Here is a 24,835-nt window from a genome sequence, read left to right as displayed (position 1 = left end):
ATCAGTTCGTTACATGCAGACAGGAGCGAAGGGTATGAATTTTACAATTGATTGGTTATCCTTTTATCTAATGGAACAGCCTGAAGAAGAGGATGGCATAAAACAAGTGCGGATGACGCGCTATTTGGGCCATGATGAATATCAGAAAAGCGAGCTGAAAGATTTTCTCGATGGGGAATTCGCCCGGATTGCAAAAAGAAAAGTCGAGATGAATCCGAAGACAGAAGGCACTCCGACAAAACTGGGTCAATTTGTGCTGGAGCCTGGACATCCATTGGACTCGAACCCCAACTATGCCCTCTTGAATCGATTGTTGGCAGCGGAAACGCCAGGGGAGAGCAAGGAGCCCTGTCAGGAGTTGATTCAGTCGTATTTGCGAACCTCTCAGGTGAGGGGCGGGGTCATGATTGTGGTGCGGACGAGGCTCGATCTTATTGATGAGCGCTATGTCTTTATTTTAAAATGCGATTTTGAACAAAAAACAGCGGTCATCACGGATGAGAAGAGCCTCATATCGAATGTACGCATGGCGATCAATGCCAAAAACATGAAATCGCTGATGTATCCGTATATGATCGAATCGGGGATGAATGATCCTTATCACGTGAAAATTCATCAGTTCTCCCACGCGCGGTATTTCGAGGAATTTCTGCGCTTTATCGAGTATCCACAGACGATGACGCAGATCGTTTCTGAAGAAGTCATTTCATTGGCGAGACAGCACATCGAATATACGTATCCCGAAGAGTCGGAAGAGCGGATTCGGGAAGAGGAAGCCATCGAACTCATTGCCGCAAGTCCGAAGCGGGAGCTCGCAGAAAAATGGGAGCATGAGACCGTGATGGAAGCGATGCAAATCATTACAGATCGCCAACCAGAGGTCGAGCTCAAGTTCAAGCTGGATCATATGCAGATCCGGACATTATTGGCCGATTACGGTACCAGCCTGCATATCGCCAAAGTTAACGGGCGTTATTTGGTATTATTAGAAGGCGAGCAGCTACAGTTCGAGCGTGGCATGTCCCCCGTCGAGTTTTTAAAGCCAAAGGCATTGACGGACATCGTGAAAGAAATCGAAGAGCGAAGCCAAAACGTTGCGTATACCCCAGTGAGCACGCCAACGGAGGACGACGATAGTCCGCCTTGGTAATAAACGAAGAAGGGAGTGATGAAGTTGGATCGACAACTAAAGGTAAGCGGTCAAGAACATAACATTTACCCGGTATTGCGTCATGCCTCCATGATCAACAAGTACCCGGAGCGGTGGGTTGTGAAGGAACATACAGCAGATACGTACGTTCTGTATGCGCTAGATCAGGGTGAAGGCTACGCATTGATAGAGAAGCGGATGTTGCAGGAAGCAGGCTGGACGACCGAGCAGCTTCATTCATACGCGATGGAAAACTTGCGAAAGCTCCCCTTTTCAGTAAAGTCACAAGAGGTAGGAGGTCAGCGCATCCATTTTATTAGTCCGACAGATGGCTACGCGGCAAGTCGAATTTTGCTGGATTCATTTCTAGCGGAGATGGATCAGAAAAAGCAAGGAGACGCGCTTGGTGTCGCGATTCCGCATCAGGATGTGCTGATTGTGGCGGATATGGCAGGAGAAGCTGGAGCCCATCTGTTAGCTCGTCTCACGTATGATTTTGCATCCAAAGGGCAAGTCCCGATTTCTGTCTTGCCTTTTTATTGGGAGGAAGGGGAATTGACCCCATTTCTCGTGGTGACGCACGACTCGGGTACGAAAATTGAAAGAAAGTAGAGCAAGCGCGGGGAGAGGCTTCCCGCGTTTTCTATCCCGTGGGAAAATCGGAGGAAACCCTCGAATGAAAAATTTCATGATTGGTCAATATGGAGGTTTTGATCAGGCAAAATACGCACGAGATTTTAAGGAGGGCTTTTACGGAATAGAGGCATGCTTGTTTGATTCGGAGGAGGATATCCAAATCCTCCACCGTGAATCTCAAGCAAAAGGATTTGCGATTGGTGTTCATTTTCCGCTGCGTGCGGGCCAAGCTGAGCTGCGGGATGCTTTATTCATGGATACTCATGATCAGACAAGAGCCGAGGCATTTGAAAGGATAGAGAGGGAACTGGCATTTATGGCATTCATTCAGCCGACCTATGTCTTATTCCATTATCCTAAGCCTGTCAATTTGGATGATCGCGTGGACTGGAATGTATGGCGCTTTCATGATTCGCGAGACTATGTATGGGAGCGTGTCTACACAGAAGCAGAGTTTCAATATCGGAGTGAGCAGGTGTTTGCCTGGTTGGCTGAGAAAGGCAAGGAGTTTCACTTCACGCCAGTCCTTGAATTCGATGCACTCAATCGATATGTGTATGAGACAGAATTTTTAGAGTGTTTGCTGCAAAAATATCCAACGATCAAGCTTTGTCTCGATACCTGTCGATTATTCCTGCAAGAAAAAATCGATCCATTTTTCAATGCGCGTCACGTCATCCAAACGTATGCGAAATATGCGTGGAGCATTCATTTGAAGAGTGTGAAGGTGACCGCTGATAAGGTTAATTTCATTCATTTTCCCGTTCTTCCCGAATGTAAACCGGAAGAAGGGTGGGCTCCGATTGAAGACTACCTGACGATCATCCGAAAGGAGAACCCACACGTAAAGATCATGTTCGAGCATCGTTCCGACCTAGTAACAGACGAACAACTTGAGCATTGCTATCGTTGGGTGGAGCAACTCTTATCTGAACCCCAAGGATCCACGTCCAGTAATAATTCAATATAGCGTCCGGCATCTTGAATGAGCCAGTACGGGTACCTGGGACCGTGTATGTACAAGTCTGTGGCGGTCACGAGCATGGTCTTCACCCGTGTTTTGTCACCCATCAGCTGCGCGCATACTCCCATTGTCATCCAAGGATATAAATCACCAGTCTGAAACGTGTCAAAATGCGGGAATGTGTCTGTGATCCTTTGGTAGAGCAGCGAGGCCGTGTTGACATCTGTCATGCTGTAGACAATGGGAAACGCTTGGGAAGTCACGTCCGGGTACCATTTTCGCCAGCCGGGGTACGTACGATCATACATGGCATACGACTTGCGAATTCGACTGTACATTCCACTGATGCCGAGCTCACAGGCTTTCGCACGTGAAGCCGCTTCCTCAGCAGCCTCCACATCCCCGATCAACGAAAATAAATAGGAAGCATCTGCCAGCCCCTTGGCCACCTCGCAATTGTCCATCAAATATTTAACCCGATACGAATGCTTTGCCCAAGTCAAACCGTCCTTCTGTTGAAGGCGGGCAACTGCTCGGAGAAGGGACAAAAGAGTAGCGTGGTTGGCATGCAGCCACTCTATATGCCCTGTCGCTCGTATCCATTCCGCAAGCAGGCTGAAATAAGTGGTGTGGTAGCTATCTTCGCTGTCATTTGTGCCGGTATCGATTTCTTTGCCCTGTTCAAGACGAAAATCATTGATGTAGCCGTCCGCATTCAGGTTTTGCAAATACCAATCGAGATGACCGCGAACAGCCTCTACCTCCTTCATGCGGACGAGGGAAATAATTCCGAGGTTAGTAAAGTACGGATTGATTTGATCACGTTGGGGGCCGAGGCGAAAGGTACCGCTCGGCAATTGGCAGGATAGCAAAAAACGTGTTTGATTCAACGTCATTTCTTGCATCCATTTTTCCATGAGATTGGCCTCCTCTCCAAGCTACGTGATTGCTGAGACGAGTTTGACTCCGTATTCGATCCATTGCAGTGAACGCACATAAGAATCACTGTCGATGGAAGGCAGTGAAGCAGGCTCTTTTACGACCTTGTGCCATTTTTCATCTCGAAACCAATCTACCCCATCTGCCGGATCGTGTCCATAATCGGCCCATGCATCTTGAAGACGTGGGCTGTATATCTTCGGACTTCCTTCTAGCAACTCGTGTCCATCCAATCGCAGCTGGTATTCATCTTCTCTGGTAGAAGGAGCATGGTGAGGTGTGAACAAATGCGGCCAATAATCCGCTCGTGAGCCCGTATGAGGAATACGTGAGCAGTAGGACAGTATTTTCTCGAAGCGAAAACGGTCCCCAAACAATTGCTGATACAACGTCTTTCCGACCTGAATGCGGTTTTTGACGTCGGGAAAATGATGGACATTCAACCCGATCAAGCTAAGTCGGCGGTCAGTAGGGTACGCTTTATAAGGAATGAGCACTTGATTCATCGAGAGAGCAGATTGGGCGACGAAGGCAAACGAAGCAAAAATACGATTCAGTGTAAACGGCTTCTGTACAACACGTTGTTCGATATATTGCTGTTCATTTACGATGAGTGCATGTGTAATGTTCGCACTGTCTTTGGATGCGAGGAACTCTTTCCAATACGATTGCATAAAAACTGAAACACCAAGTGGTACCAAAAGCTTTGTTAAATCTGTACCCGTTCGTTTCATCTCCGCATACAGAAGTAATTGCGGATAGGCATCGTGAAAAATCAGCCAGTTACATCTTTCCAAAAACCAAAAAAACGGCTCGATTGCTTGTGCGTCCATAATAAGCGGTAGCCATTCTCCTTTTAAATCGGTCATGTTCCACCCGCCGTTTCGTGAGACCAGATGGGCCAATAATGCCCAGTGAATCTCTTGGTGCTCGAGATAAAAGGCAAGGTATGCTTGTGTCCGGGTGACATTGTTGCGATTGGCTTTGGCTGTTGCTTGTCTGATTTGAGCAACCAGATGCTGCTCGGCCATTTTCGTTGCTGTCGTATCTGTCATGGGTATTGGTAGCTCCTTGTTGTTTTCACATGGAAAAAAGCAGGTCCACTGGGCGACCCGCTTTTTACTCAACCAATCATTTCTAGTACGAGAAGCCGAACGAGTAGTTTTTCCTTGGCTTCCTCCCACGTATTCGCAAAAATGACAACGTGCTCCGATTGGAACTCCGTTTCAGCGACAAAAATCCCATCTTGTTCGTAGATGTTCATAGATGATCGTCCTTTCTGCTGCCTTTCAAGCATTGTATGCTATCATGTAAGAGATGATGCATCCAGCATGCTGGAAAATCATGAGAAGGGTGGCACCAAACATGATAGTAAAAGTGACAAAAGAAGCAGTAGAACGCATAGCCAGTACAGACAAGCCCATTCGGATCAACGGTGAGCTAGTCGGTGGCTGCGGGATGAATGTAGAGTATGCGTTGTGGTGGGATACCCAAGGTCCAGAAGATGAAGTCTACCAGGTTGATTCTTTGACGTTTCTGATAGATCGCGAAACGATCGCCTATATCGGGTCTGACGTACTTACGATTGATTATCGTGCACAGCAAGGCTTCCGTATGGTTACACCACAGCAAATTTTGGCCTATGGCCTTCAGCTGAAAGAGCGCTGGACCTAATCACTTGGGAAGAAATTGCAAAATAAAGGCGAGAATACCTGCCGCAATTAAAGGACCGACTGCAACACCACGGAAAAAAGTGACACCAGCGATTGTACCTAGCAGCAGGCCAGTTACGATCAATGGATTTTGGGTCATCAAGGCCGTTCCTTTTCCTGCCAGGTAAGCCACAAACATACCGACGGCGACAGCCAGTAACGAATGCCAATTTGTAAAAATCTCTAAGATGGACGAAGGATTGATTTTGCCGCTTGCAAGCGGAGTCATGATGCCAATCGTCAGTATAATGATTCCGAGCTGTAATCCGTGCTGCTCGAGTAGCGGGAAATATCGGTCCAATGACAGGAGCCTCATTAAGAGAAGGATCGCAACTGCAATGGAGACGGTTGCATTGTTGCCAATGACACCGAGCGCCAGTAGTACCAAAAGGATGATAGAAATCCAGTCCATATGCGGGTTGGCTCCCTTTCGTTTTTCTTAGTATATCCATGCGCAACGGCATGTGCCCGGGCAAGAAAAAAGAGATCAGCATGCACAAGAGTGCGAGTGCCGATCTCTTTTTTCTAGTCAAACCACAGTTCCAGCATTCCTACTGGAAAACCTGTCTGTTCATCCGAATCAGGGAAACGTCCCCATGCAAAGACGCCGTTGAAATAATCGATTGTAAACGGCTGATCGTAATCAGGCACGCTGTATTTGCTGCCGATTCGGAACTCACCCGTTCCTAAATAGTACGATTTCGCCATAAAGTACTTTTGTGTAATGATCGCAAGCTGTGAGTGATCACCAAGCTCCTTTTTCTCTTTCGCTTCTACGTGCAGGCGCTCCATTTCCTCCTGCAGCTCGGCGAGTGTCATCTGACTGTACAAACGCAACGGACTGCCCCCTTTCCATACAGGTTTATTGTAGCAAAAGACAAGGGAAAAGGCGATGGATGCAGAATCCTCTAAGGAAACGAAAGGGGAGTCGGTTCGAAAATGACACGTTTTGATTTGCATGGAAAGAAAGCAATCATAACAGGTGCTGGAAAAGGGATTGGGAAGGCAATTGCGTTGGGAATCGCAGACGCTGGGGCGGAGGTTGCGGTAGTCTCGCGAACAGCTTCCGATTTGCAAGAAGTGGTATCAGAGATTGAAGCAAAAGGCGGAGTGGCTTTTCCTGTCGAGGTTGACTTGACCGTGTCTGATGCAGCGGAACGTGTTGTAAAGCAAGTAGTCGATGGGCTAGGGGGTGTTCATATCCTGATCAATAATGCAGGAATGAATATCCGCAAGAAGGCTCATGAGGTAACGGGAGAAGAGTGGGACAGGGTAGTGGATTTGAATTTGAAAGCAGCGTTTTTCATGAGTCAAGCTGCAGGGAAAATCATGTGCGAGCAGCGCTATGGAAGAATCGTCAATATTGCTTCAGTCGCAGGTGTAGTAGCGCTTCGCACGGGTGTAGCGTATGGTGCCAGCAAAGCAGGGCTGATCCAGATGACGCGGGTGCTGGCATTAGAATGGAGCAAATTTGGCGTCAACGTAAATGCAATCGCACCGTGGTATTTCCGTACGCCATTAACGGAGAGCTTGCTTAGTGACGAAGCGTTCGTCCAAGAGGTGTTGCAGAGAACGCCGAGTGGCCGAATTGGGGATGTGGAGGACTTGGTAGGACCAGCGATTTTCTTGTCCTCTGATGCTGCTTCATACATATCAGGTCAAACCATCTCGGTTGATGGCGGTATGTCTGTATACGGGTTTTAAAATAAAAAAGGGGCATTCCCAGTTGGGAATGCCTAATTATTGGGGGCGATTGAGAAAAAGAACGACTGATTGTTCTATGACTGGTTTGCTCTCACCCAAAACAGTCAATCAATCAAAGCTATTAGCGTAGGCATACTCAGATTGAATGATCGATCTAAACATGCTTACGTTAAAAAGTCATCCAAAGAAGATAATCGAACTTTTTCTCAATGCGTTGAAAAAGTGCTTACATCTACAACATAGCAAGCAAAAGTAAAACATCAATAAAATAAAAATAAAGTATTATTAAATATTTTTCTGTAAGTAGCGCGTTAACGAGCAAAACGATGGTTACCGATCTCAACCGTTACAGGACGTGACCAAATCCACTTGGATGTAGCCGTATCCGGATTGAAGAAGTAGAGGGAACCATTGCTCGGATCCTTACCATTCACCGCGTCCCGAACCGCTTTTCTCGTACGCTCATTTGACTTATGTGTCAAATTGCCGTCATGGACAGGCGAAAACGCATTGGGAGCATAAATAACCTCCCGTACCGTATTTGGAAATTTATGTGAAGCAACCCGATTCAATACAACGGCAGCAATCGCTACCTGTCCTTCATACGGTTCTCCCCGGCCTTCCGCATACACTAACCGGGCGAGCAGTTCCATATCCCTCTCCGAAATCTTCACTTTTCCATTGCGAACAACTTTTGGGCGACTATCGCGACTAACCTTCACAGACTCACGCTTTACTGGTGCAGCAGATGTGGCTGTTTTCTTTTCCTTCTTCGAATCATGTTCCAATGGCGTCTGTGCACTACTGAGAACAGGGAGTATTTGTATGGGCTGTGGTGCCATTGCACTTGTCGGTGTGACAAATAAGCATAACAGCATCAAGGCAATACTGTTCAAAAAGAAGAAAAAGCGCGTTGGCGCTTCTCGTCTCAACATGGTGGTAACCACTCCTTTTCGCTTTTTGCGTTTTGATTGCGGAAGCGAATCAGGTCATTTGCAAGTCTATCGGTCTTATCGGAGTGGTTCAAGAGGTAATTGGTTCCATAGAACTATTTACAAAAAGAAGAGATTCGTGAAAGTGTTCTCATGAACGGAAGATTCCTCTATGAAAAAAGCCACTTTCCCGTTGAGAAAGTGGCTTTCGCGTGCAGTGTGAGGCTGCTCTTATTTTTCCGTAATCGTAATGGATTTAATGGTAATTGTTTGCTCAGGAACACTTGGTTCACCCGTTTGTGGGTGTTTCTTTACTTTTGTTCCTGCAATTTTTTGAACAATATCCATGCCACCCGTGACTTTTCCGAAAATCGTGTAGTTCGGAGAGTTGTCCAATCCTGTCACGTCAGGTCCGGAACCAATGAAGAATTGGCTACCATTCGTGTTTTTGCCGGAATTCGCCATGGCAACCACGCCTGGTTCATATTTATGACCATTTTGCAATTCGTCTTCAAACGTGTAACCAGGGCCACCCATGCCACTACCCAATGGATCACCTGTTTGAATCATGAAATCTTTAATGACGCGATGGAACGTGATGCCGTCATAGAACTTGTCCTTTGCTAGGAAAACAAAGTTATTGACAGCAATTGGGGCATCTTTTTCAAACAGATCGATCGTGATGTCTCCCATGGAAGTAGAGATTTTTGCTTGATAGTCCTTTGCTTTGTCAATCTGCATAGCCGGAGCCTTCTCGTATTTCTTCTCTCCGGTTGGACCCGGTGGGTTAGCTGGCTCTTTGGATGCTGGTTTCTCTGCTGGCGCAGTCGGTTGATTAGGAGCGGCTTCATTGCTTCCTGTAGAACAACCCGTAACCAAGGCGATTGCCGTCAGACATGTGAACAGAGTTGTCATCATCTTTCTCATCTTATGCACCTTCCTTTGTTTCATACTATTGGGTGGTTCGGTTTCGAATTATAACACAAATAGTCGAGCTTTTGCCAATCCGCTAGTTTCCTTTCCAATCTCCCATGGTATGATTGGTAGAAAAGGGTGATCAATGTGGCAGAGCGATTTGAGACCAAAACGGTACATATCGGACATGATCCTTTACGGGGAGTAAAAAGCAAAACGACACCGATTTATCAAACCTCTGTTTTTGCCTTCGAAGGGTTGGAAGAAGTAGAGCAGTATTACGTCGGCGAAGGAGAATACTTGTACACCCGAAATGGAAATCCCAACCAAGCTGAGCTGGCTCGAGCAATCGCTGTTTTAGAAGGCGCAGAGGCAGGTGTTAGTACTGCCTCCGGTATGGGAGCGATCATGGCGGGTTTACTTGCCGTTCTTTCCCCTGGCGATCACGTTCTGGCTTCCCATGAAATTTATGGCGGTACCTATGCACTCCTGCACAAGGAGCTGTCGCGGTTTGGGATCGAGCTTGAGTGCATCCAGCTCGGTCAAATGACAAAGCTTACTGATCATGTTCGCCCAACGACGCGGTTGTTTTTCGTGGAGACCATCACCAATCCGCTGTTGACGGTTGTGGATCTGCCTTACTGGATCAAGGAAGCAAAAAGTCTTGGCTTAACCGTTATGGTGGATAATACGTTTGGACCCCGTATTTGGTACAACCCGTTCTATTTGGAGCAGATCTCGTGGTACATAGTGGAACCAAATACATAGGTGGACATAGCGATGTGACTTCCGGTGTTCTGGTTGGATCACAGGCGACAATCAAGCGTGCCACAGAGATCGTAGCCAACTACGGTGCATCTCTCAGTCCCTTTGAGGCCTGGTTGACATCACGCGGTTTGAAAACATTGGCTGTGAGAATGGAGCGTCAATGCGATAATGCCAGCCAGATCGCTTCGTTTCTTCGTGATCATCCGGCAGTTAGACGAGTGTATTACCCAAGTCCTACGGATACCTTCTTTTTTTCAAGGCAAAAACAGGGGGCAATGGTATCCTTTGTTCTGGCAGACGAGACGAAGATTTACGACTTTTACCGGGCTCTTGACTGGATCAAGCTGGCTCCGTCTCTTGCAGGTGTGGAGACGAGTGTATCTCATCCAGTTACGACGTCCCATCGTGCTTTTTCTGAAGAGCAGCGCAAGGAAACGGGAATCACGATGGGACTGGTACGGTTATCGGTCGGAATCGAGGCTGTGCAAGACATTCAGATAGCATTAGATGCCGCATTAGGGAAATAATTCAAAAAACTTTGCCACATTATGAAACTTTCTTCCTAAGAAATACGTATTACTTAGTTAGAGTAGTCTCAGAATGCAGTGGAGAAAGTCCATTCTGAGAACATGCTTCAGTCTGGAAGAAACCGAGGAAAACGCAAATGGGAATGGCTATGAAGCAACCATCGGGGCCATCATCCGGAGATTATTATGAATCTCGTCCATTTACGGAACTGTATGACGAATATTTTGATCGCGTCAACCGGTATTTACGATGCCGGGTTCAAAGTACGTGGGATGCCGATGATTTGACCACCGTGGTCTTTTTAAAAGCGCTAGAAAAATTCGAGCAATATAGCAGAACAAGTCCTTTCGCATCATGGATTTTTCGTATTGCTCACAATACATATGTGGATTTTATGCGGAAAAACAGGGAGCTACCGGTTGACCAGGAAGATTTTCTTGGAGCAGAACCGGACGACACATGGCAGCCAGAACGACAGGCGCTGACGAATGAAGAGATTCGTCTGCTTCGTGATCGTTTGGACTTGTTGTCTCAGGATCAACGAGACGTGTTGATGCTCCGGTACTTTGCTGACCTTAAAATCAGTCAGGTAGCTGAGGTGCTCGGCAAAACAGAATCGAGTATCAAAATGATTTCTTATCGCGGCTTACAAAAACTTCAGAAGATGTATGAGAGGGGGGACTCCGAATGAGAGAAGAGGAGAAGCACCCCCAGGATCATCAATCGGATGATCAGACCGTAACCCAACTCCTAGCCCATTTAAAGCAGATGCGCGGATCGGTTCCCGTCAATTATCAATTAAAATCAGATCTCAAAAAGCAATTGCTTCAGAAAATGAGAGATCTCGAAGCCAAACAGGCAAAGGCTCCAATTGCCGCACCCAAAAAGCTTGGGAAGTTGGTTTGGAGCGGAATCGCTGCTGCTGCTCTCACCCTTGCCATAGGCGGATTTGTGTGGTGGAACATTACCTCTCTTGCCGTTCGAGAGCATGAAGTACTTAAGCTGCCAGCACAAGCAGCCGTGGAGCTTGTTGATATTGATCGCAAAGCCACTCAGCTAGCTTATATCAATAACAATACAGAGCTGAAGACCATTCCAATCGACGAGGAATTAAAGCCAGTCACGATCAAGCTGCCGCCAACCGAAGGGAAATACACAGGGGTAGCGTGGTCTAATTCTGGAAAGCAAATCGCTGTCGTCGAGCAGGTTAAAAAATTATCGCGGATATGGATTGTGGAGATGCCAACGACTTACAGCATGGGAAGCAGCCGATTGCTGAAGGAAGAAGATGGAGTAGTATACTCTTCACCAAGCTGGTCTGAACATGATGATTCGCTTGCCTTTTCCCGCTCTAAAAATGGCGTCGAAGAAATTTGGGTGAGCAGCACAGTATCGTTCCAAGAATGGAAGCTTGTAGAAGGCTCTCAGCCTGAATGGTCACCAGATGGAAGCTTGCTTGCCTTCAATAAAGCCGGTGAAGTACAGCTAATGGAAATGCGGACGGGGAAAGTTACCTCGCTTGCAGTGGGACAGTGGGCATCGTGGAGCTCCGATACGCGATTGACCTATACACATCCAAATGGAACGCTGATGGAAGTGAACGTGAGTGAAGAGCCTTTTGTGACACGCGAGCTACCATTGCGAAACCAGTCATCTGAGGAGCTGATCAAAGGCAACTGGGCAAACAAAGGTAAGGACTTACTGCTTATCTCCCGCCATGATCAGCCGCAACAACTGGTTATCTCTTTGGCGTCACGAAAATGAGCGGAGGAACAAGCATGAGATGGAAATGGGTGTTAATCTTTGTCATCACATGGCTTAGCTTTTCGATACGCCCAGCTATGGCAGAGAGCAACATAGACATACAATTCGAAATTCCTTTAAGTGGGATCGTCAAATATGAATCATGGATGAGACTAAACGTAAAGGTAACCAGCCAAGAACAGAATTTCACAGGAGCTGTAGAGTTATCACAGCGAGAAGTCAAAAAAAATAATGAATTTAAGCTTCGGCGTCCAATAAAGCTCGAGCAAGGGAAGAGTACAACCGTATACTTTGATATGCCTTCCCAAATATTGCTCGATGACTGGTACGTCCAGGTGACGCAAAACGGTCAAGTTGTCAAAAGCGAAAAGCTGCGTATCTCATATCCAACAGACGGGCGCACCATTGGGGTGATCAGCGAGGAGGGCAATGCGTTTCATTTCCTTGCCGTTAATCAATCACAATCCAAAATGAACCGCCCCTTGTCCGTACAAAATCTCACGGAACAAATGTTGCCTGACCAATCATGGATTTACGAAAACATTGACATGTTAGCGCTGGCGGGCAATAGTGGTTCCACAATTAATGATCAACAGATGGCAGCGATCAAGGAGTGGATCCAGCTGGGAGGGATCGTGGTTGTTTCCGCAGGTCCCAATCAAGATGCAATGATCCAGCGGTTTGCTGATATTCTCCCTGTGGAAGCCGGAAAAGCTGGTAATATTGAGCTACAGCAAGCATTACGCGAGTATGACATTGCAAAAGTCGCGCCAAATGGCAGTATCGGTGTATACAACCGCGACTTGCCCTTATTTGTGTCAAAATCGTACGGCAGAGGGCTGCTGCTATTTGTCAACTATGATGTGACAGCTGAGCCGTTGGCATCGTGGCAGTTCAATCCACAACTGTGGCAAAATGCAATGACCCAGCATGGCGCCAAGAAGATTTTTGAAGAGAAGCCGTATATGGATCAAATGACCAGGCCTTTTCTTGACTTGAGCAAGAAGATTCCTGTAGTACAAACTCCTCCGCCGATCTGGATGGTGACGTTGTGGGGCGGATATGTAATTGTGCTCGCGCCATTGACATACTTCGTTCTAAAAAGAATGAGAAAACCTGAATGGGCGTGGGGAGTCATCCCGGTAGGAGCAATTTTCTTGACCGTCGCTATATTCGCGGTTGGAAAGCCTGCTGTTGTGAAAACGAGTACCAGTTACGCCGTAACCAAGATCGATATATTAGATGAGTCACTGGCTCATGTTCGCTCAGCCGCAACGTTTTTAGGGGTGGATCAGAACGAATACGATGTCCAGCTTGAACCTTCGATCGTTGCACTGCCCTTGACAGTCGGGCGAAATGATTATCGACCAGAGGGGCTAATGGGTGGCGACGAGGTTCTCTCTTTCCGCAATCTCCCCTATTTGACACCGAAACAGGCAATCGGTATCGGGGTAAAGCACGACATGGGGGCTTTTGATGCTTCCTTGCGAATCAATGAGAATCGTCTGCAAGGGCACGTGAAAAACAATACGGAGTTTGCCTACGATCAGACTTATATTGAAATTGGTTTTCAGCGAATTCCCCTTGGGCCAATGAAAAAGGGGGAAGAAAAGCAGATTGACAGTGTGCTTGAGCCCCTGTTTATGCCAAGAAAACCACAAGCACCAAAAGAATTGCAGACGATGGAAGAACGAATCAAAGAAATGCAGGAAAGAGTCGTTGATTATGAAGAGGGGAATCAGGCAAGTATCATCGGCACAACGACAGAGCCTCTTCCTCTGATGACAATGCAGGTGCCTCATCAAGCGCATTATTGGAATGTCATTCAGCAGCCTATTCAATTCCAGCCGAATGAACAAGGTCTGGTGACTTTTCCTTATGGCCTGCTTGATGCCGAGATGTATGAAATGACTGGGGACTTTGACAGTACCGGGTACATTTGGCAGCTTGGAAAGGGCAGCATTACGTTTGAGCTGCGTACAGACAAAGCCGCGGTCAATATGAAGCGAATAACGGTACCGCTGAATCACAGTTCATTCAAGCCTTTCCGGATAGAATACTTCCACCAAAAGAGCGGTAGGTGGATACCTGTTGAGCGTGGGACGAGACTTGTCCTCGATAAAGAACTTCAGCAAGTATTGACGCCAAATCAATCGTTATTGCTTCGTTTTTCCCACAATGGAACGTCGAGATTAGCTCTACCAGAGCCAATTTTCCAGGTAGAGGGGGTGCGGAAATGGTAATCGAAACCGTTCATTTAGGAAAAAGATACGGCAATTTGCAAGCATTGACGGATTTGAACCTCTCGATCGAGAAAGGAAAGGTATTCGGCTTTATTGGGCCAAATGGCGCCGGAAAATCTACCACGATGCTCATCTTGTCTACCCTTTTGGAACAGAGTGAAGGCGAAGCGTTTGTCTGTGGCTACAATGTGCGAAAAGACCCTGCGAGTGTGCGCCAGTCAGTTGGCTACATGCCCGATTTTTTTGGGGTATATGACAATTTGACCGCGGTTGAGTATTTGGAGTTTTATGCAGGAGCATACAAAATTCCTGCCTCCAAGAGACGAGCACTCGTCGGTGATCTTTTAGAACTGGTGAATTTGTCTCACAAAGCAGACGCTTTCGTCGATTCTTTATCTCGAGGCATGCAACAGCGTCTGGGGTTAGCTCGTTGTCTCGTACATGATCCGGCCGTGCTGATTTTGGATGAACCCGCGTCAGGACTGGACCCGCGAGCTCGTATCGAGTTGCGCGAAATTATGAAGCAACTACGCGAAATGGGCAAGACGATTATTATCAGCTCCCATGTTTTGCCGGAGCTAGCCGAGCTGTGTGATGATATTGGTGTCATTGAAAAAGGAAGATTAATTGCGTATGGATCTGTTCACGAGGTCAGTAATCGGGACACAGGGCAAAGCCGTATGCAACTAAGAGCCCTGCGGAACTTGGACAAAGCAGGACTTTTGTTAGCGAGCTCTCCGTATGTGCATCAATTGACGGAATATATGGGAGGCTTTCGCTTCTACTTTCAAGGGACGGAGCAACAAAAAGCTGAATTGCTTCAAGAACTGCTGGATGAGCAGGTCGCAGTCGTCTACTATGGCGATTCCAAGAAAGATTTAGAAGACGTCTTCTTAGCGATTACGGAAGGAGTCGGTATGGAGTGAGCGACTTCTTGTTCAATCCACTTTTGGTAAAAGAAATGCGGGAAAGATTCCGCTCGAGAAAGACCATGCTTATATTAGCGATTTACTTATTAGTCATGGGGGGAATACCGATGGGCTTTTTGCTCATGGACCCCCTAAAGGCTGAATCGTTAGGGGATAACCGCGATCTGTTACTGATATCCGCGGGGATACACTACGCGATGGTTTGCTTTGTGGCACCTGCCCTGACTGCTGGAGCGATCAGTGGGGAGAGAGAACGCCAGACCTTGCATATTTTGCTGACGACCCAGTTGTCGACGCGCACGATTATTTTGAGCAAGCTCATTACGTCTTTGGCTTTCTCCACACTGCTTTTGGTTGCCTCGATGCCTTTGTACAGTATCGTGATGCTGTACGGTAGCGTCTCCCCGGAACAAATGGCCCAGCTCGTCCTTTTTCTCGCAGTGAATATGTTTTTTCTCGGGTCGCTGGGATTGTTCTGCTCTACTTGGATTAAGCGAACATCGATTTCGACGGTCACCACTTACGGCATTGCCTTCTTTTTTGTGGTAGGTACTGGCTTGCTGTTCTTTTTTATCGGTGAGTCCTTGCAACAGGCATATCCGGAACGGTACGTCAATTCAAATGTCTGGAGCATGTATGAGCTGCAGATGTTGGCAGGGATGAATCCTATCATCGTGCTGTTGGATATTTTAGGCGAGTCGTTCGATCAATCCAACGACATCACCTTTGCACCGTGGTTGTTTTTCTCATGTGTGTACGTGGTTCTTTCCTTTGTGCTCGTCATCTGGAGCGCTTATTTGTTACAACCAATTCGCCGGAAATGGTGGAGTTGGAAGAAACGACCTGTTCGTGTACAATGAGAAAGGTGTATGGGAAAAGGGAGGTTTTTTTGTGAGCGATCAACAAGTGCAGATCATTGATTTTGAAGAACTGCTTCGTGCGATTGAGAGCCGTCTGGCATCCGCTGGAATGTATGTCAAACGCGAAGCGATCGTGACCATTCTTCAGGCAGAAGAAGCATTTTTGCTTGAAAAAGGTGTTCTTGAAGAGTATAGTGAGTAATCAGCTAACAACCTGCCAAACGTGGTAGGTTGTTTTTCATGGACAGGAAAGGCACAGAGTTATTCGCCTGTTTGCTTCTCCCGGAAAAAAACGGTATGATGGAACCGAGTACGAATATCAGCATAAGGACGTGAACACATTGACAGAAGAGAACAAAGACCTCGAGTTGGGCGATATCATTACATTGGATGACGAAAATGGTGAGCCGTTGGGGGATTTTGAAGTATTGGCTATGTTCGACCTGAACGGTAAAGAATATATTGCCTTGGCTGAAGCTGTGGAAGATGAGGAAAGCGAAGAAGATGAAGAAGTGGATATCTTCGTATTCCAAGTGGACGGCGGCGAAATGGTACCATTGGAAGAAGATGAGGAAAGCACTGTTTACGCGAAGCTGAACGAAGTGCTGGAAGGCATCGAACTTATTAAAGAAGACAAGTAATCCCGGTGTATGAATGAAACAAGCCACTGCTGGCGTTAAAACCCAAGCAGTGGCTTTTTCTTGCGGTCGATCAGTCATTCATTTTAATAATGTTATCCTTAAGGTCTCGTACAACGAGAAGGCATGTATAGTCGGTTTCTTGCAGTTCCCGAACCAAAGCAGAGCACTCGTCTTTCGTAAGACCTAGCTTTTCGAGACGGGTACGGAGTTCTTTACCGCCATTGTCAAAGAAATGCGCCATGCTGTCAATGTGACCGACGGCACTTTCAAAGTGGGTACTGTATTTATAAAAATTGTTTCGTTGATTGGAGTGATTTTTATCAGGATTCCATTTCAAAACCCAGATGTCGTCACTGTTGTATCCGGCAGAATTTAACGCGTGAACGTCAGAAGCTAGCTCAGCATCATACTTATGGAATTTGACAAACGGCTTGGTAGCACTGATCAAAAGTATTCCCCCCTTTTTCGCCTCAGGAATCGATGCCTTACTAGGATGCCCAAAGCAAAAACGCGGATGAATGGAAATACCTGAAGCACGGCGATGAATGCTACGTAAGAACAGTTGACATATTTTCCTTGATCGTAGCAGGATTTACGCTGTGGGGGAAGAAATAGAAAAAGGGAAACAAATGTTTTGGTTTTTCGTTTTGACCAATCTTCACCATTAGTGCTACACTAATTAATGGAATATGCATGTCATGTACAGAACGAATGCGAAACGAGGAATACTGAGAAGAATCGGCCATCTCGCTAGGGGCGAGGTGGCTTTTTTGCCCCATTTTGCTACTGGCGTTGAATACTATGGGAACCATACGGTACAATAGCGATTAAGTGTTCGCTTTTATTAGGAAAACGTTCCTCTCATGGGGATTGAATCATCTCGGCGTTTTTCAAAAAAGGTGAATACGACCCTAGCCATCAGTAAAAAAGGCATGATCGTTTTTCTACGTGTCCGAAGAGTAGAGGGGAGAGCGCGATTGAAGGAAACAGAAACACAGCAAACATTAACGTATACGGAAGAAGATATTCAGGTCTTAGAAGGCTTGATTGCCGTTCGAAAGCGCCCTGGAATGTACATAGGCTCCACGGGCTCGCGTGGCCTGCATCATCTGCTGTGGGAAATTGTAGATAACGCCAAAGACGAGGCGCTTGCCGGCGTTAATGATAGCATCATCGTCACTTTGTACAAGGATGGCAGTGTCAGTGTAGAGGACCATGGACGCGGAATCCCAACGGGTATGCACAAGACTGGCCGACCGGTACCAGAGGTTATTTTTACGACACTCCATGCCGGTGGTAAATTCGGCGGAGGCGGATATAAAAAAAGTGGTGGCTTGCACGGGGTAGGCTCCAGCGTCGTTGTCGCCTTGTCCAAATGGCTTGAGGTCGAAATCCACCGGGAAGGCAAAATTCATAAGCAACGCTTTGAGTATGTAGTGGATGCAAATGGAACTGAGCACGTCGGTAAACCGGTTACCGGTCTTGAAGTCACAGGGAACACCAAACGCACAGGAACAACGGTACGTTTTCTGCCGGATGACGCAGTGTTTGGCAATGCTCGCTTTGACTATGAGACGATCCGCGATCGTTTTCGTGAAACGGCATTCCTTCTGAAAAAGCTGCGCATGGTTTTGATTGACGAGCGTGGACCTGAAAAGAAACGGGAAGAGTTTTACTTCGAAGATGGCTTGAAATCATACGTTTCTTACTTGAACGAGGGGAAAAATACGCTCCATCCGATCGTTTACTTCGAAGGGGAAAAGGACAATATCTATGTGGAGCTGGCTTTTCAGTACAATGACGGCTATGCAGAGACACTGGTGTCCTATGTCAACTCGATTGTAACAACTGACGGCGGAACCCATGTTACGGGCTTCCGTAACGGCACGACCCGGATCTTTAACGAATTTGCCCGGAAAAAAGGGTACTTGAAAGAAAAGGACCCGAACTTGACTGGAAACGATTTGCGGGAAGGTTTCCTCGGTGTATTGTCATTGCAAATGGCTGACGTCCAGTTTGAGTCCCAAACAAAAGACAAGCTGGGGAACGAAGAAGCACGGGCAATTGTAGAACAGATTGTTTCCGAAAAGCTAGGCTTCTTCCTCGAGGAAAATCCGGAAATAGGCAAGCTGCTGATTGACAAGGCATTGCGTTCTGCTGAGATTCGCGAAGAGCTGCGCAAACAACGCGAAGCCCTGCGCGGCGACAAGAAAGGCAAAACCGCGAAAAAGCGCAAATCGATTTCGGAAAAGTTCACTCCGCCACAATACAGAGATTCCAAGCGCAATGAGCTCTTCCTCGTCGAGGGGGATTCTGCGGGTGGCTCTGCAAAACAAGCGCGTAATTCAGAGTTCCAAGCCTTGTTCAGCCTGCGCGGAAAGCCGTTGAACACGGAAAAAGCAAAGCTATCCGAGGTATTGGCGAATGAAGAGTTCCGCACGATCTTAGAGGTGCTTGAAACCGATATTGGCGAAGAGTTTTCCATTGAAAACTGTGCATTTGACAAAGTAATCATCATGTCCGACGCGGACGTTGACGGCTCCCATATTCAAACGCTGCTGCTGACCTTCTTCTTCCGCTACATGCGCCCAATGATTGCAGCTGGTCACTTGTATATTGCCCAACCGCCTCTGTATCAGGTGAAAAAGCAAAGTAAGGGCAAGCAAACAGAGGCGATTTACTGTTGGAGCGATTACGAGCTGGAACAGGCGTTGAAAAAGGCTGGACGCGGTGCTGAAGTGCAGCGCTACAAAGGTTTGGGTGAGATGAACGCCGATCAGCTCTGGGAAACAACCATGGACCCTGAGACGCGCAAGCTCATTAAGGTTGAACTGGAAGACCTCGCTCACTGTGAGAAGCTGGTAACGGTTTTGATGGGTGACAAAGTCCCGCCACGGCGTGAGTGGATCGAGAACCACGTCACCTTTGAAGTGGGGGAGGATGAATAAGCATGCTGTCCAATCAAATTATTAATCAGAGCTTCGCGGAGATTATGGGAAAGCGCTTTGGGGACTACGCCAATCTGGTTATTCTCTCACGTGCGATCCCAGATGCTCGCGATGGACTAAAACCGGTACAGCGCCGGATTTTATATGCTATGTACCAAGAAGGCAACACGAACGATAAACCATACCGTAAATCTGCGAAAACGGTCGGGTACGTGATGGGTACCTATCACCCGCACGGTGACTCGGCGATTTACGAAACGATGGTGCGGATGGCGCAATGGTGGAAAATGCGCCAGGTGCTCATTCAAGGCCATGGAAACTTTGGTAGCTTGGACGCAGACCCGCCAGCCGCTATGCGTTATACCGAATCCAGATTGTCGGCATTGGCCAATGAGCTTTTGCGTGATATTGAAAAGGATACGGTTACATTCATCCCGAACTACGACAACTCCGCTCAACAACCGGCAGTATTGCCTTCACGGTTTCCTAATCTTCTCGTGAATGGAGCTGCCGGGATCGCGGTTGGTTTTGCAACAGACATCCCTACGCACAATTTGGGGGAGGTCATTGATGCAGCTGTTGCACAAATGAAGAACCCGAATATCTCGCTGGATGAGTTGATGCAGCACGTCAAAGGTCCAGATTTTCCGACAGGCGGCATTGTTCAAGGGGTGTCCGGAATTCGCAAGGCGTTTGAGACAGGCCGTGGCCAATTCATCATTCGCGGGAAGACCCATGTAGAGGAGCCAAAAGGCGGCAAGATCAAAAAAATCGTCATTTCCGAAATCCCTTACGAAGTGGTCAAGTCGAAGCTCGTCGGCCAGATCGATGAGCTCGTAATGGAGCGAAAAATCGAGGGTGCACTGGCGGTTCGTGATGAAACCGGTCGCAAAGAGGCCGAGCAGAAAAAAGTCCGTATCGTAGTGGATATTCGCAAGGAAGCGGATGAGCAGGCGATTCTCAACTACCTGTACAAAAATACGGATCTGCAAATCTATTACAATTACAACATGAACGTGATTCATGAGGGGACCATCCGCCAGATGGGACTCAAGGCTTTGTTGGGGGCGTACATTGACCACCAAAAAGAAGTCGTCACGAATCGCTGCCAATATGATCTGAATCGAAAGCAAAGCCGCGAGCATATCGTGGAAGGCTTGATTCGTGCCAAGTCTATTTTGCGTCAGATCGTCGATACGATTATGGATTCGGAAGACCGTGCAGATGCTAAGAAAAACATCATGGAGAAATACGGCTTCACCGAAAACCAAGCAGATGCGATCTTGAGCATTCAGCTCGCTTCTTTGACACGTTTGGATATCGTCAAGCTGGAAAAAGAATTGGCTACACTGGCAAAAGAAATCGAGGAACTGAAATCGATTTTGGCAAGCGAGAAAAAGCTGATTCAAGTCATTACAGGCGAGCTGAACGAGATCAAGAAAAAATACGCAGAAGAGCGCCTGACAGAAATCCAGGGCGAGATCGAGGAAATCAAAATCGATATCGCGATGCAAATCAATGCCGAAGATTGCATTGTTACCCTCACAAACGAAGGATATATCAAGCGGACGAGCCCGCGCTCCTTCAAATCAGTGGGGGGAACGCTGGAGACATGTGGGGTAAAAGAAGGAGACCGTGTCCGTTATTTCATGGAGACGAATACGTCTCACACAGCTCTATTCTTTACGCAGGACGGTAAATACTTCGCCACACTGGTTAACGCCTTCCCGGACGATAAGTGGAAGGATATCGGTTCGGCCCTCGTCAACATCATCCCGTTGGAGAAGAATCAGCGGATCGTTGGCTTTACGATCGTAGAAAACTTCAAACAACCGCTGTATGTATACCATGTAAGTAAAAATGGTTTGATGAAAAAGACGGCGTTGTCCGAATACGAAACGAATCGTTCCAGTGCGTTGGTAGCTGCAAAGCTAAAAGGCGACGATGACGAGTTTGTGAATGTATTTGTGGCGGACGAAGCTGGGGCGATACTCGGTGCGACGAAAGATGGCATGGGCATTCGATTCCAGCGCAGTGAAGTCAGCGCTACTGGTAGAGCGTCGAGCGGGGTAAAAGCAATCGCACTTGCTCCTGGCGACGACGTCATCACGATGCTTCCGATTGAAGAAGTCGATTCTCGTGCCTTTAGCTTGTTGACCGCTGAAGGGGTAGTAAAACGCACAGCTATTGCTGCGATCCCACTCCAGGCTCGCGCAGGCAAAGGCGTACAGTTGATTCGCAAACGAAAAAACAATCCGCATGAGCTTGTAGCGATGTTCATCGAGGAAACGGTTTATGCCTGGACGTCCCAGAATGAATGGACCCTTGTTGAGACAGAGCAAGTGATCGTCAACGAGCAAGGTGGCATCGGCCGACAACTTGTTGAGGGTGGGGTAAAAGCAGTGGCTTTTGAAACCGTTTTGCCGACAGATGAACCAAAGGACGAAGCGACTGCAAAAGGCTCAGGAGACGGAGCTGGCCCAGCAGGACAACAGAAAACGCCGAATGTCCAGGCTAACCTGTTCAATGGAGATCATCGTGAATAAAAGGAATGATGAATAAATGGCGTTTGAAGCCTTTGTTTCACCGCTAAGCTGGCAGCAGGTTTCTCTGCTCCTCGATACTGTGCAATATTTCGAAGATGCGCCAAAACTGCTCTCTCTTCCACAAGAGCAAGGAGCAAGTGTGCCCGTGCCGATCACATCAGACACACTGAAGACGATGCTTGGTTGTCTGGACGAAGAGGAAGCATTTAGCCGCAAAGCTTTTTCTTTGAGTTGGGAAGCAGCTGAGGACGAAGGAAGTGGCTATCTCGTTGTCGAGCTCCCGAATGGAGACACCGTGAGACAGCCAGCCGTGCTATCCGCTTTTTCTCCGGTTTAACAAAAAACGCTTTGGTGACGCGCTTGCATTCATGACAGGATGTGAGCCGCTTAGCCAAAGCGTTTTTTTGCATACAAAAAGATTGCCAGCGAATTGGAATATGTGGTACATTTTGAACACGAGTTGTTGTGTAATAAAGTTAGTAACTTACTAAATTCGTATACTTACTACTGGAGGATGGAATCATGGAAAAAGTTATCGATCAAAAGGCTTTTATGGACGTCATTCGGGAGCGTCGTTCCGTACGTCATTACGATCCAACAGCAAAAATCTCGCGGGATGAAATCAAGGAAATGCTAAAGGAAGCAACCTTGGCACCTTCCAGCTCCAACCTCCAGCCATGGCGGTTTTTGATTATCGATGAACAGCCATTGAAAGAGAAGCTTCTCCCCATCGCATTCAACCAAAAGCAGGTGGTAGAGGCTGCGGCGATTATTGCAGTCCTGGCTGATTATGAGGGCTACAAACAAGCCGGGAACATTTACAAAAAAGCGGTAGAAGCAGGCTACATGACAGAGGAAGTAAAAGCTACACTCATCGACAACATCAACAAGCGTTATGAGAATCGGGATCGAGCAATCATCAAGGAAATTGCTTTGGTAGACGGAGGTCTCGTCTCGATGCAATTGATGCTCGTTGCCAAGGCAAGAGGGTATGACACAGTACCAATGGGAGGCTATAACAGCGAGAAATTCAAGGAAGCTTTCCAAATCCCAGATCAATATGAAACGGTCATGTTGATTGCAGTCGGCAAAGCGGCAGAGCCTGGTCATCCGACGACTCGCCTGGATGTGGAAGAGATTACGTTCTGGAATGAGATGCCGAGTAAATAAGCATGAACATATGGAAAAGCCTTGGCCTGATAGGATTTTTGGGCCTGGGCTTTTTCACGTTTGCAAGCTTTCGAGGGACAGACATGCTGGTAATCAGGTGAAAGGGGGCGTACAATAGAGAGACATGTCGGTAACGAAAGAGAAGCCGCAGACGAGCGAAAGAAGGGTGTAGGATGAAAAGATTGTTGGCAATCAGCGATATTCATGGGGAATTGGAGAAACTGGAATCGTTGATGGAGAAAATTCAGTACGATCCACAAAACGATCAATTGATCCTGCTAGGTGATTATATAGACCGTGGGCCAGAGTCGAAGGGGGTCGTCGACAAGGTTAAACAGCTCCATGAAGAAGGGGCAATCGTGTTGATGGGCAACCATGATCATATGATGGTTAAATCATTCGAGCAAGATTCTGTCTTTATCGAACGATGGTTCCGAAACGGCGCACAAAAGACGTTGGCGAGTTATGGTCATGCCGCAGCCGATACGGAGTCTGGCGCACCGGAGGCCTTGGAAATCACCTCGTCAATAAAAGAGCATCTGGAATTTTTGGCTGGCTTGGACTGCTATTATGAAACCGATGATTATATTTTTGTTCACGGGGGTGTACATCCCGAGACTCCGGTCGCGGAGACTGACCCGTACCTGCTGATGTGGATACGTGATGAGTTCCATAAAGGCTACCAGGGGGAAAAGACCGTTGTTTTTGGTCACACGCCGACCAGTTATTTGCACGGTAAACATGATGTGTTTTACGGAGAAAATAAAATCATTGGCATTGACGGAGGTGCAGTATACGGCGGCCGTCTGCATTGCTTGGAGCTGCCCAGCCGAAAGGTTTACTCGGTAGAGTAATAGAACTAGAACGAAAGGCTTTCACCTCTCTTTACAAAGAGCGGGTGAAAGCCTTTTTGATAGGAGTCAAGATAAGTTAAGAGTAATATTGTAATGAAATTTATTTAAATAAATTGCAAAAATTAATAATTAAAGGCTTGTCTTCTAATATTTGGGATAGTAAAATATTCCCAACTCGCTCATATTTTTATTCTTTACTATCATATTAGCCCACGTGAATATTTGCTAATCAATGACCAATTTCCCCTGCCATACTCGCTGTAATGTGACTGTTACTCTAATCGTCGCCCTTATTCCACTGCTAGAAAAGACAAAAGAACTAGCTATTTTTAAGACTCATTTTGTCGCTGGTTTCTTACTGTTTGGCACTTCAAAAAAAATCAATTAAAGGGAATATAAGTAAAGATGTGTGCTTGGTCGTTTTTTCTTCCGGGTAAGTGGCGCTATCGTCTTTGGTTAAAGGTTCCTAATATTCAGAATGAAAAGCTATTTTCTCAGTACCAGCTTGCGTTACCCGGAAAAATATAGTGGGGAGACAGGCGATTCATGCAACGAGTCCAGCTTGGGGATAATCACTTCTCTTGTATCACGTGGGCAGAAGCTCTATGTATTCGGTTTTACAAATGCAAGAG

The 24,835-nt window shown here is 47.0% G+C and carries 25 protein-coding genes and 1 pseudogene; 18 read left to right on the top strand and 8 right to left on the bottom strand.

Annotated features, from left to right (window positions below; all coding sequences use genetic code 11):
- Positions 1 to 34: 34 nt before the first annotated feature.
- The 3 genes from C7R91_RS23875 to C7R91_RS23865 all read left to right on the top strand — a co-directional run bounded on the left by C7R91_RS23875 (position 35) and on the right by C7R91_RS23865 (position 2,756).
- A complete protein-coding gene (locus tag C7R91_RS23875; protein WP_047067622.1) occupies positions 35 to 1,150 on the top strand; it encodes a DUF3900 domain-containing protein in 1,116 nt (371 codons plus the stop codon).
- Between the two features lie 18 nt (positions 1,151 to 1,168).
- Complete coding sequence (locus C7R91_RS23870; RefSeq protein ID WP_047067620.1) at positions 1,169 to 1,762, top strand: DUF1444 family protein; 594 nt, start codon at positions 1,169 to 1,171, stop codon at positions 1,760 to 1,762.
- 64 nt (positions 1,763 to 1,826) lie between these two features.
- Positions 1,827 to 2,756 (top strand): apurinic/apyrimidinic endonuclease family protein, encoded by a 930-nt coding sequence (locus tag C7R91_RS23865; RefSeq protein ID WP_047067619.1) that lies wholly within the window; start codon positions 1,827 to 1,829, stop codon positions 2,754 to 2,756.
- Here C7R91_RS23865 and C7R91_RS23860 read toward each other — a convergent pair.
- The 3 genes from C7R91_RS23860 to C7R91_RS29475 form a co-directional block, all read right to left on the bottom strand.
- Positions 2,690 to 3,667: a hypothetical protein gene (locus C7R91_RS23860; protein ID WP_047067616.1), complete on the bottom strand. Its 978-nt coding sequence runs from the start codon at positions 3,665 to 3,667 to the stop codon at positions 2,690 to 2,692. The genes C7R91_RS23865 and C7R91_RS23860 overlap by 67 nt on opposite strands.
- A 21-nt stretch (positions 3,668 to 3,688) precedes the next feature.
- Positions 3,689 to 4,744: a DUF2515 family protein gene (locus tag C7R91_RS23855; RefSeq protein WP_047067614.1), complete on the bottom strand. Its 1,056-nt coding sequence runs from the start codon at positions 4,742 to 4,744 to the stop codon at positions 3,689 to 3,691.
- 68 nt (positions 4,745 to 4,812) lie between these two features.
- Positions 4,813 to 4,953 (bottom strand): hypothetical protein, encoded by a 141-nt coding sequence (locus C7R91_RS29475; RefSeq protein WP_007718846.1) that lies wholly within the window; start codon positions 4,951 to 4,953, stop codon positions 4,813 to 4,815.
- A 101-nt stretch (positions 4,954 to 5,054) separates the two neighbouring features.
- Here C7R91_RS29475 and C7R91_RS23850 point away from each other — a divergent pair, with 101 nt between their 5' ends.
- Entirely contained in the window at positions 5,055 to 5,363 is a 309-nt protein-coding gene (locus tag C7R91_RS23850; RefSeq protein WP_047067612.1) for an iron-sulfur cluster biosynthesis family protein, read from the top strand.
- On the opposite strand, the gene C7R91_RS23845 is transcribed toward C7R91_RS23850, so the two are convergent.
- Both C7R91_RS23845 and C7R91_RS23840 read right to left on the bottom strand, forming a co-directional pair.
- The gene (locus tag C7R91_RS23845; RefSeq protein ID WP_047067610.1) at positions 5,364 to 5,813 is read right to left on the bottom strand and encodes a DUF441 domain-containing protein; all 450 of its coding nucleotides are present in this window, start codon (positions 5,811 to 5,813) and stop codon (positions 5,364 to 5,366) included.
- A gap of 113 nt (positions 5,814 to 5,926) precedes the next feature.
- Positions 5,927 to 6,238, bottom strand: a complete 312-nt coding sequence (locus C7R91_RS23840; RefSeq protein WP_047067608.1) for a YfhH family protein — start codon at positions 6,236 to 6,238, stop codon at positions 5,927 to 5,929.
- A 102-nt stretch (positions 6,239 to 6,340) separates the two neighbouring features.
- Between C7R91_RS23840 and C7R91_RS23835 the strand changes: the two genes are divergently transcribed.
- Positions 6,341 to 7,105: an SDR family NAD(P)-dependent oxidoreductase gene (locus C7R91_RS23835; protein ID WP_047067606.1), complete on the top strand. Its 765-nt coding sequence runs from the start codon at positions 6,341 to 6,343 to the stop codon at positions 7,103 to 7,105.
- 311 nt (positions 7,106 to 7,416) lie between these two features.
- On the opposite strand, the gene C7R91_RS23830 is transcribed toward C7R91_RS23835, so the two are convergent.
- Together C7R91_RS23830 and C7R91_RS23825 are read right to left on the bottom strand one after the other, a co-directional pair.
- Positions 7,417 to 8,040 carry a cell wall hydrolase gene (locus C7R91_RS23830; protein WP_047067603.1) on the bottom strand — a complete coding sequence of 208 codons (624 nt, stop codon included), beginning with the start codon at positions 8,038 to 8,040 and terminating at the stop codon, positions 7,417 to 7,419.
- Between the two features lie 228 nt (positions 8,041 to 8,268).
- Entirely contained in the window at positions 8,269 to 8,964 is a 696-nt protein-coding gene (locus C7R91_RS23825) for a peptidylprolyl isomerase (RefSeq protein WP_047067601.1), read from the bottom strand.
- A gap of 126 nt (positions 8,965 to 9,090) precedes the next feature.
- Here C7R91_RS23825 and C7R91_RS23820 point away from each other — a divergent pair.
- From C7R91_RS23820 to C7R91_RS23785, 8 genes and pseudogenes are all read left to right on the top strand, one after another.
- Positions 9,091 to 10,247: pseudogene (locus C7R91_RS23820) on the top strand (trans-sulfuration enzyme family protein).
- Positions 10,248 to 10,384: 137 nt separating this feature from the next.
- Entirely contained in the window at positions 10,385 to 10,939 is a 555-nt protein-coding gene (locus tag C7R91_RS23815) for an RNA polymerase sigma factor (RefSeq protein WP_047067599.1), read from the top strand.
- Complete coding sequence (locus C7R91_RS23810; protein ID WP_047067597.1) at positions 10,936 to 12,012, top strand: TolB family protein; 1,077 nt, start codon at positions 10,936 to 10,938, stop codon at positions 12,010 to 12,012. Before C7R91_RS23815 ends, C7R91_RS23810 begins: the two co-directional genes overlap by 4 nt.
- Before the next feature lie 14 nt (positions 12,013 to 12,026).
- Positions 12,027 to 14,255, top strand: a complete 2,229-nt coding sequence (locus C7R91_RS23805; RefSeq protein WP_047067595.1) for a DUF8725 domain-containing protein — start codon at positions 12,027 to 12,029, stop codon at positions 14,253 to 14,255.
- Positions 14,249 to 15,181, top strand: coding sequence for an ABC transporter ATP-binding protein (locus C7R91_RS23800; RefSeq protein WP_047067593.1), 933 nt, complete (start codon positions 14,249 to 14,251; stop codon positions 15,179 to 15,181). Before C7R91_RS23805 ends, C7R91_RS23800 begins: the two co-directional genes overlap by 7 nt.
- Complete coding sequence (locus C7R91_RS23795) at positions 15,178 to 16,044, top strand: ABC transporter permease (protein WP_047067591.1); 867 nt, start codon at positions 15,178 to 15,180, stop codon at positions 16,042 to 16,044. The genes C7R91_RS23800 and C7R91_RS23795 overlap by 4 nt, the downstream gene beginning before the upstream one ends.
- The gene (locus C7R91_RS23790; protein ID WP_047067590.1) at positions 16,034 to 16,246 is read left to right on the top strand and encodes a hypothetical protein; all 213 of its coding nucleotides are present in this window, start codon (positions 16,034 to 16,036) and stop codon (positions 16,244 to 16,246) included. The genes C7R91_RS23795 and C7R91_RS23790 overlap by 11 nt, the downstream gene beginning before the upstream one ends.
- A 139-nt stretch (positions 16,247 to 16,385) precedes the next feature.
- Entirely contained in the window at positions 16,386 to 16,685 is a 300-nt protein-coding gene (locus tag C7R91_RS23785; RefSeq protein WP_007718819.1) for a DUF1292 domain-containing protein, read from the top strand.
- A 70-nt stretch (positions 16,686 to 16,755) separates the two neighbouring features.
- Here the strand turns inward: C7R91_RS23785 and C7R91_RS23780 are convergent, their stop codons facing one another.
- Complete coding sequence (locus C7R91_RS23780; protein WP_047067585.1) at positions 16,756 to 17,133, bottom strand: YflT domain-containing protein; 378 nt, start codon at positions 17,131 to 17,133, stop codon at positions 16,756 to 16,758.
- 529 nt (positions 17,134 to 17,662) lie between these two features.
- On the opposite strand from C7R91_RS23780, the gene C7R91_RS23775 reads away from it, so the two are divergent.
- From C7R91_RS23775 to C7R91_RS23755, 5 genes are all read left to right on the top strand, one after another.
- Complete coding sequence (locus C7R91_RS23775) at positions 17,663 to 19,633, top strand: DNA gyrase/topoisomerase IV subunit B (protein WP_047068605.1); 1,971 nt, start codon at positions 17,663 to 17,665, stop codon at positions 19,631 to 19,633.
- A gap of 2 nt (positions 19,634 to 19,635) precedes the next feature.
- Complete coding sequence (parC, locus tag C7R91_RS23770) at positions 19,636 to 22,179, top strand: DNA topoisomerase IV subunit A (RefSeq protein ID WP_047067584.1); 2,544 nt, start codon at positions 19,636 to 19,638, stop codon at positions 22,177 to 22,179.
- 16 nt (positions 22,180 to 22,195) lie between these two features.
- Positions 22,196 to 22,516 (top strand): hypothetical protein, encoded by a 321-nt coding sequence (locus tag C7R91_RS23765; protein WP_047067582.1) that lies wholly within the window; start codon positions 22,196 to 22,198, stop codon positions 22,514 to 22,516.
- 185 nt (positions 22,517 to 22,701) lie between these two features.
- Positions 22,702 to 23,349 carry a nitroreductase family protein gene (locus tag C7R91_RS23760; protein WP_047067578.1) on the top strand — a complete coding sequence of 216 codons (648 nt, stop codon included), beginning with the start codon at positions 22,702 to 22,704 and terminating at the stop codon, positions 23,347 to 23,349.
- Positions 23,350 to 23,522: 173 nt separating this feature from the next.
- Entirely contained in the window at positions 23,523 to 24,203 is a 681-nt protein-coding gene (locus C7R91_RS23755; protein WP_047067576.1) for a metallophosphoesterase family protein, read from the top strand.
- The last annotated feature ends 632 nt before the right edge of the window (positions 24,204 to 24,835 follow it).

It is taken from the genome of Brevibacillus formosus (assembly GCF_003013405.1).
Taxonomy (GTDB): domain Bacteria; phylum Bacillota; class Bacilli; order Brevibacillales; family Brevibacillaceae; genus Brevibacillus; species Brevibacillus formosus.
The sequence above is the reverse complement of the archived record's forward strand: the minus strand, read 5'-3'. Positions and strand labels throughout refer to the sequence as shown.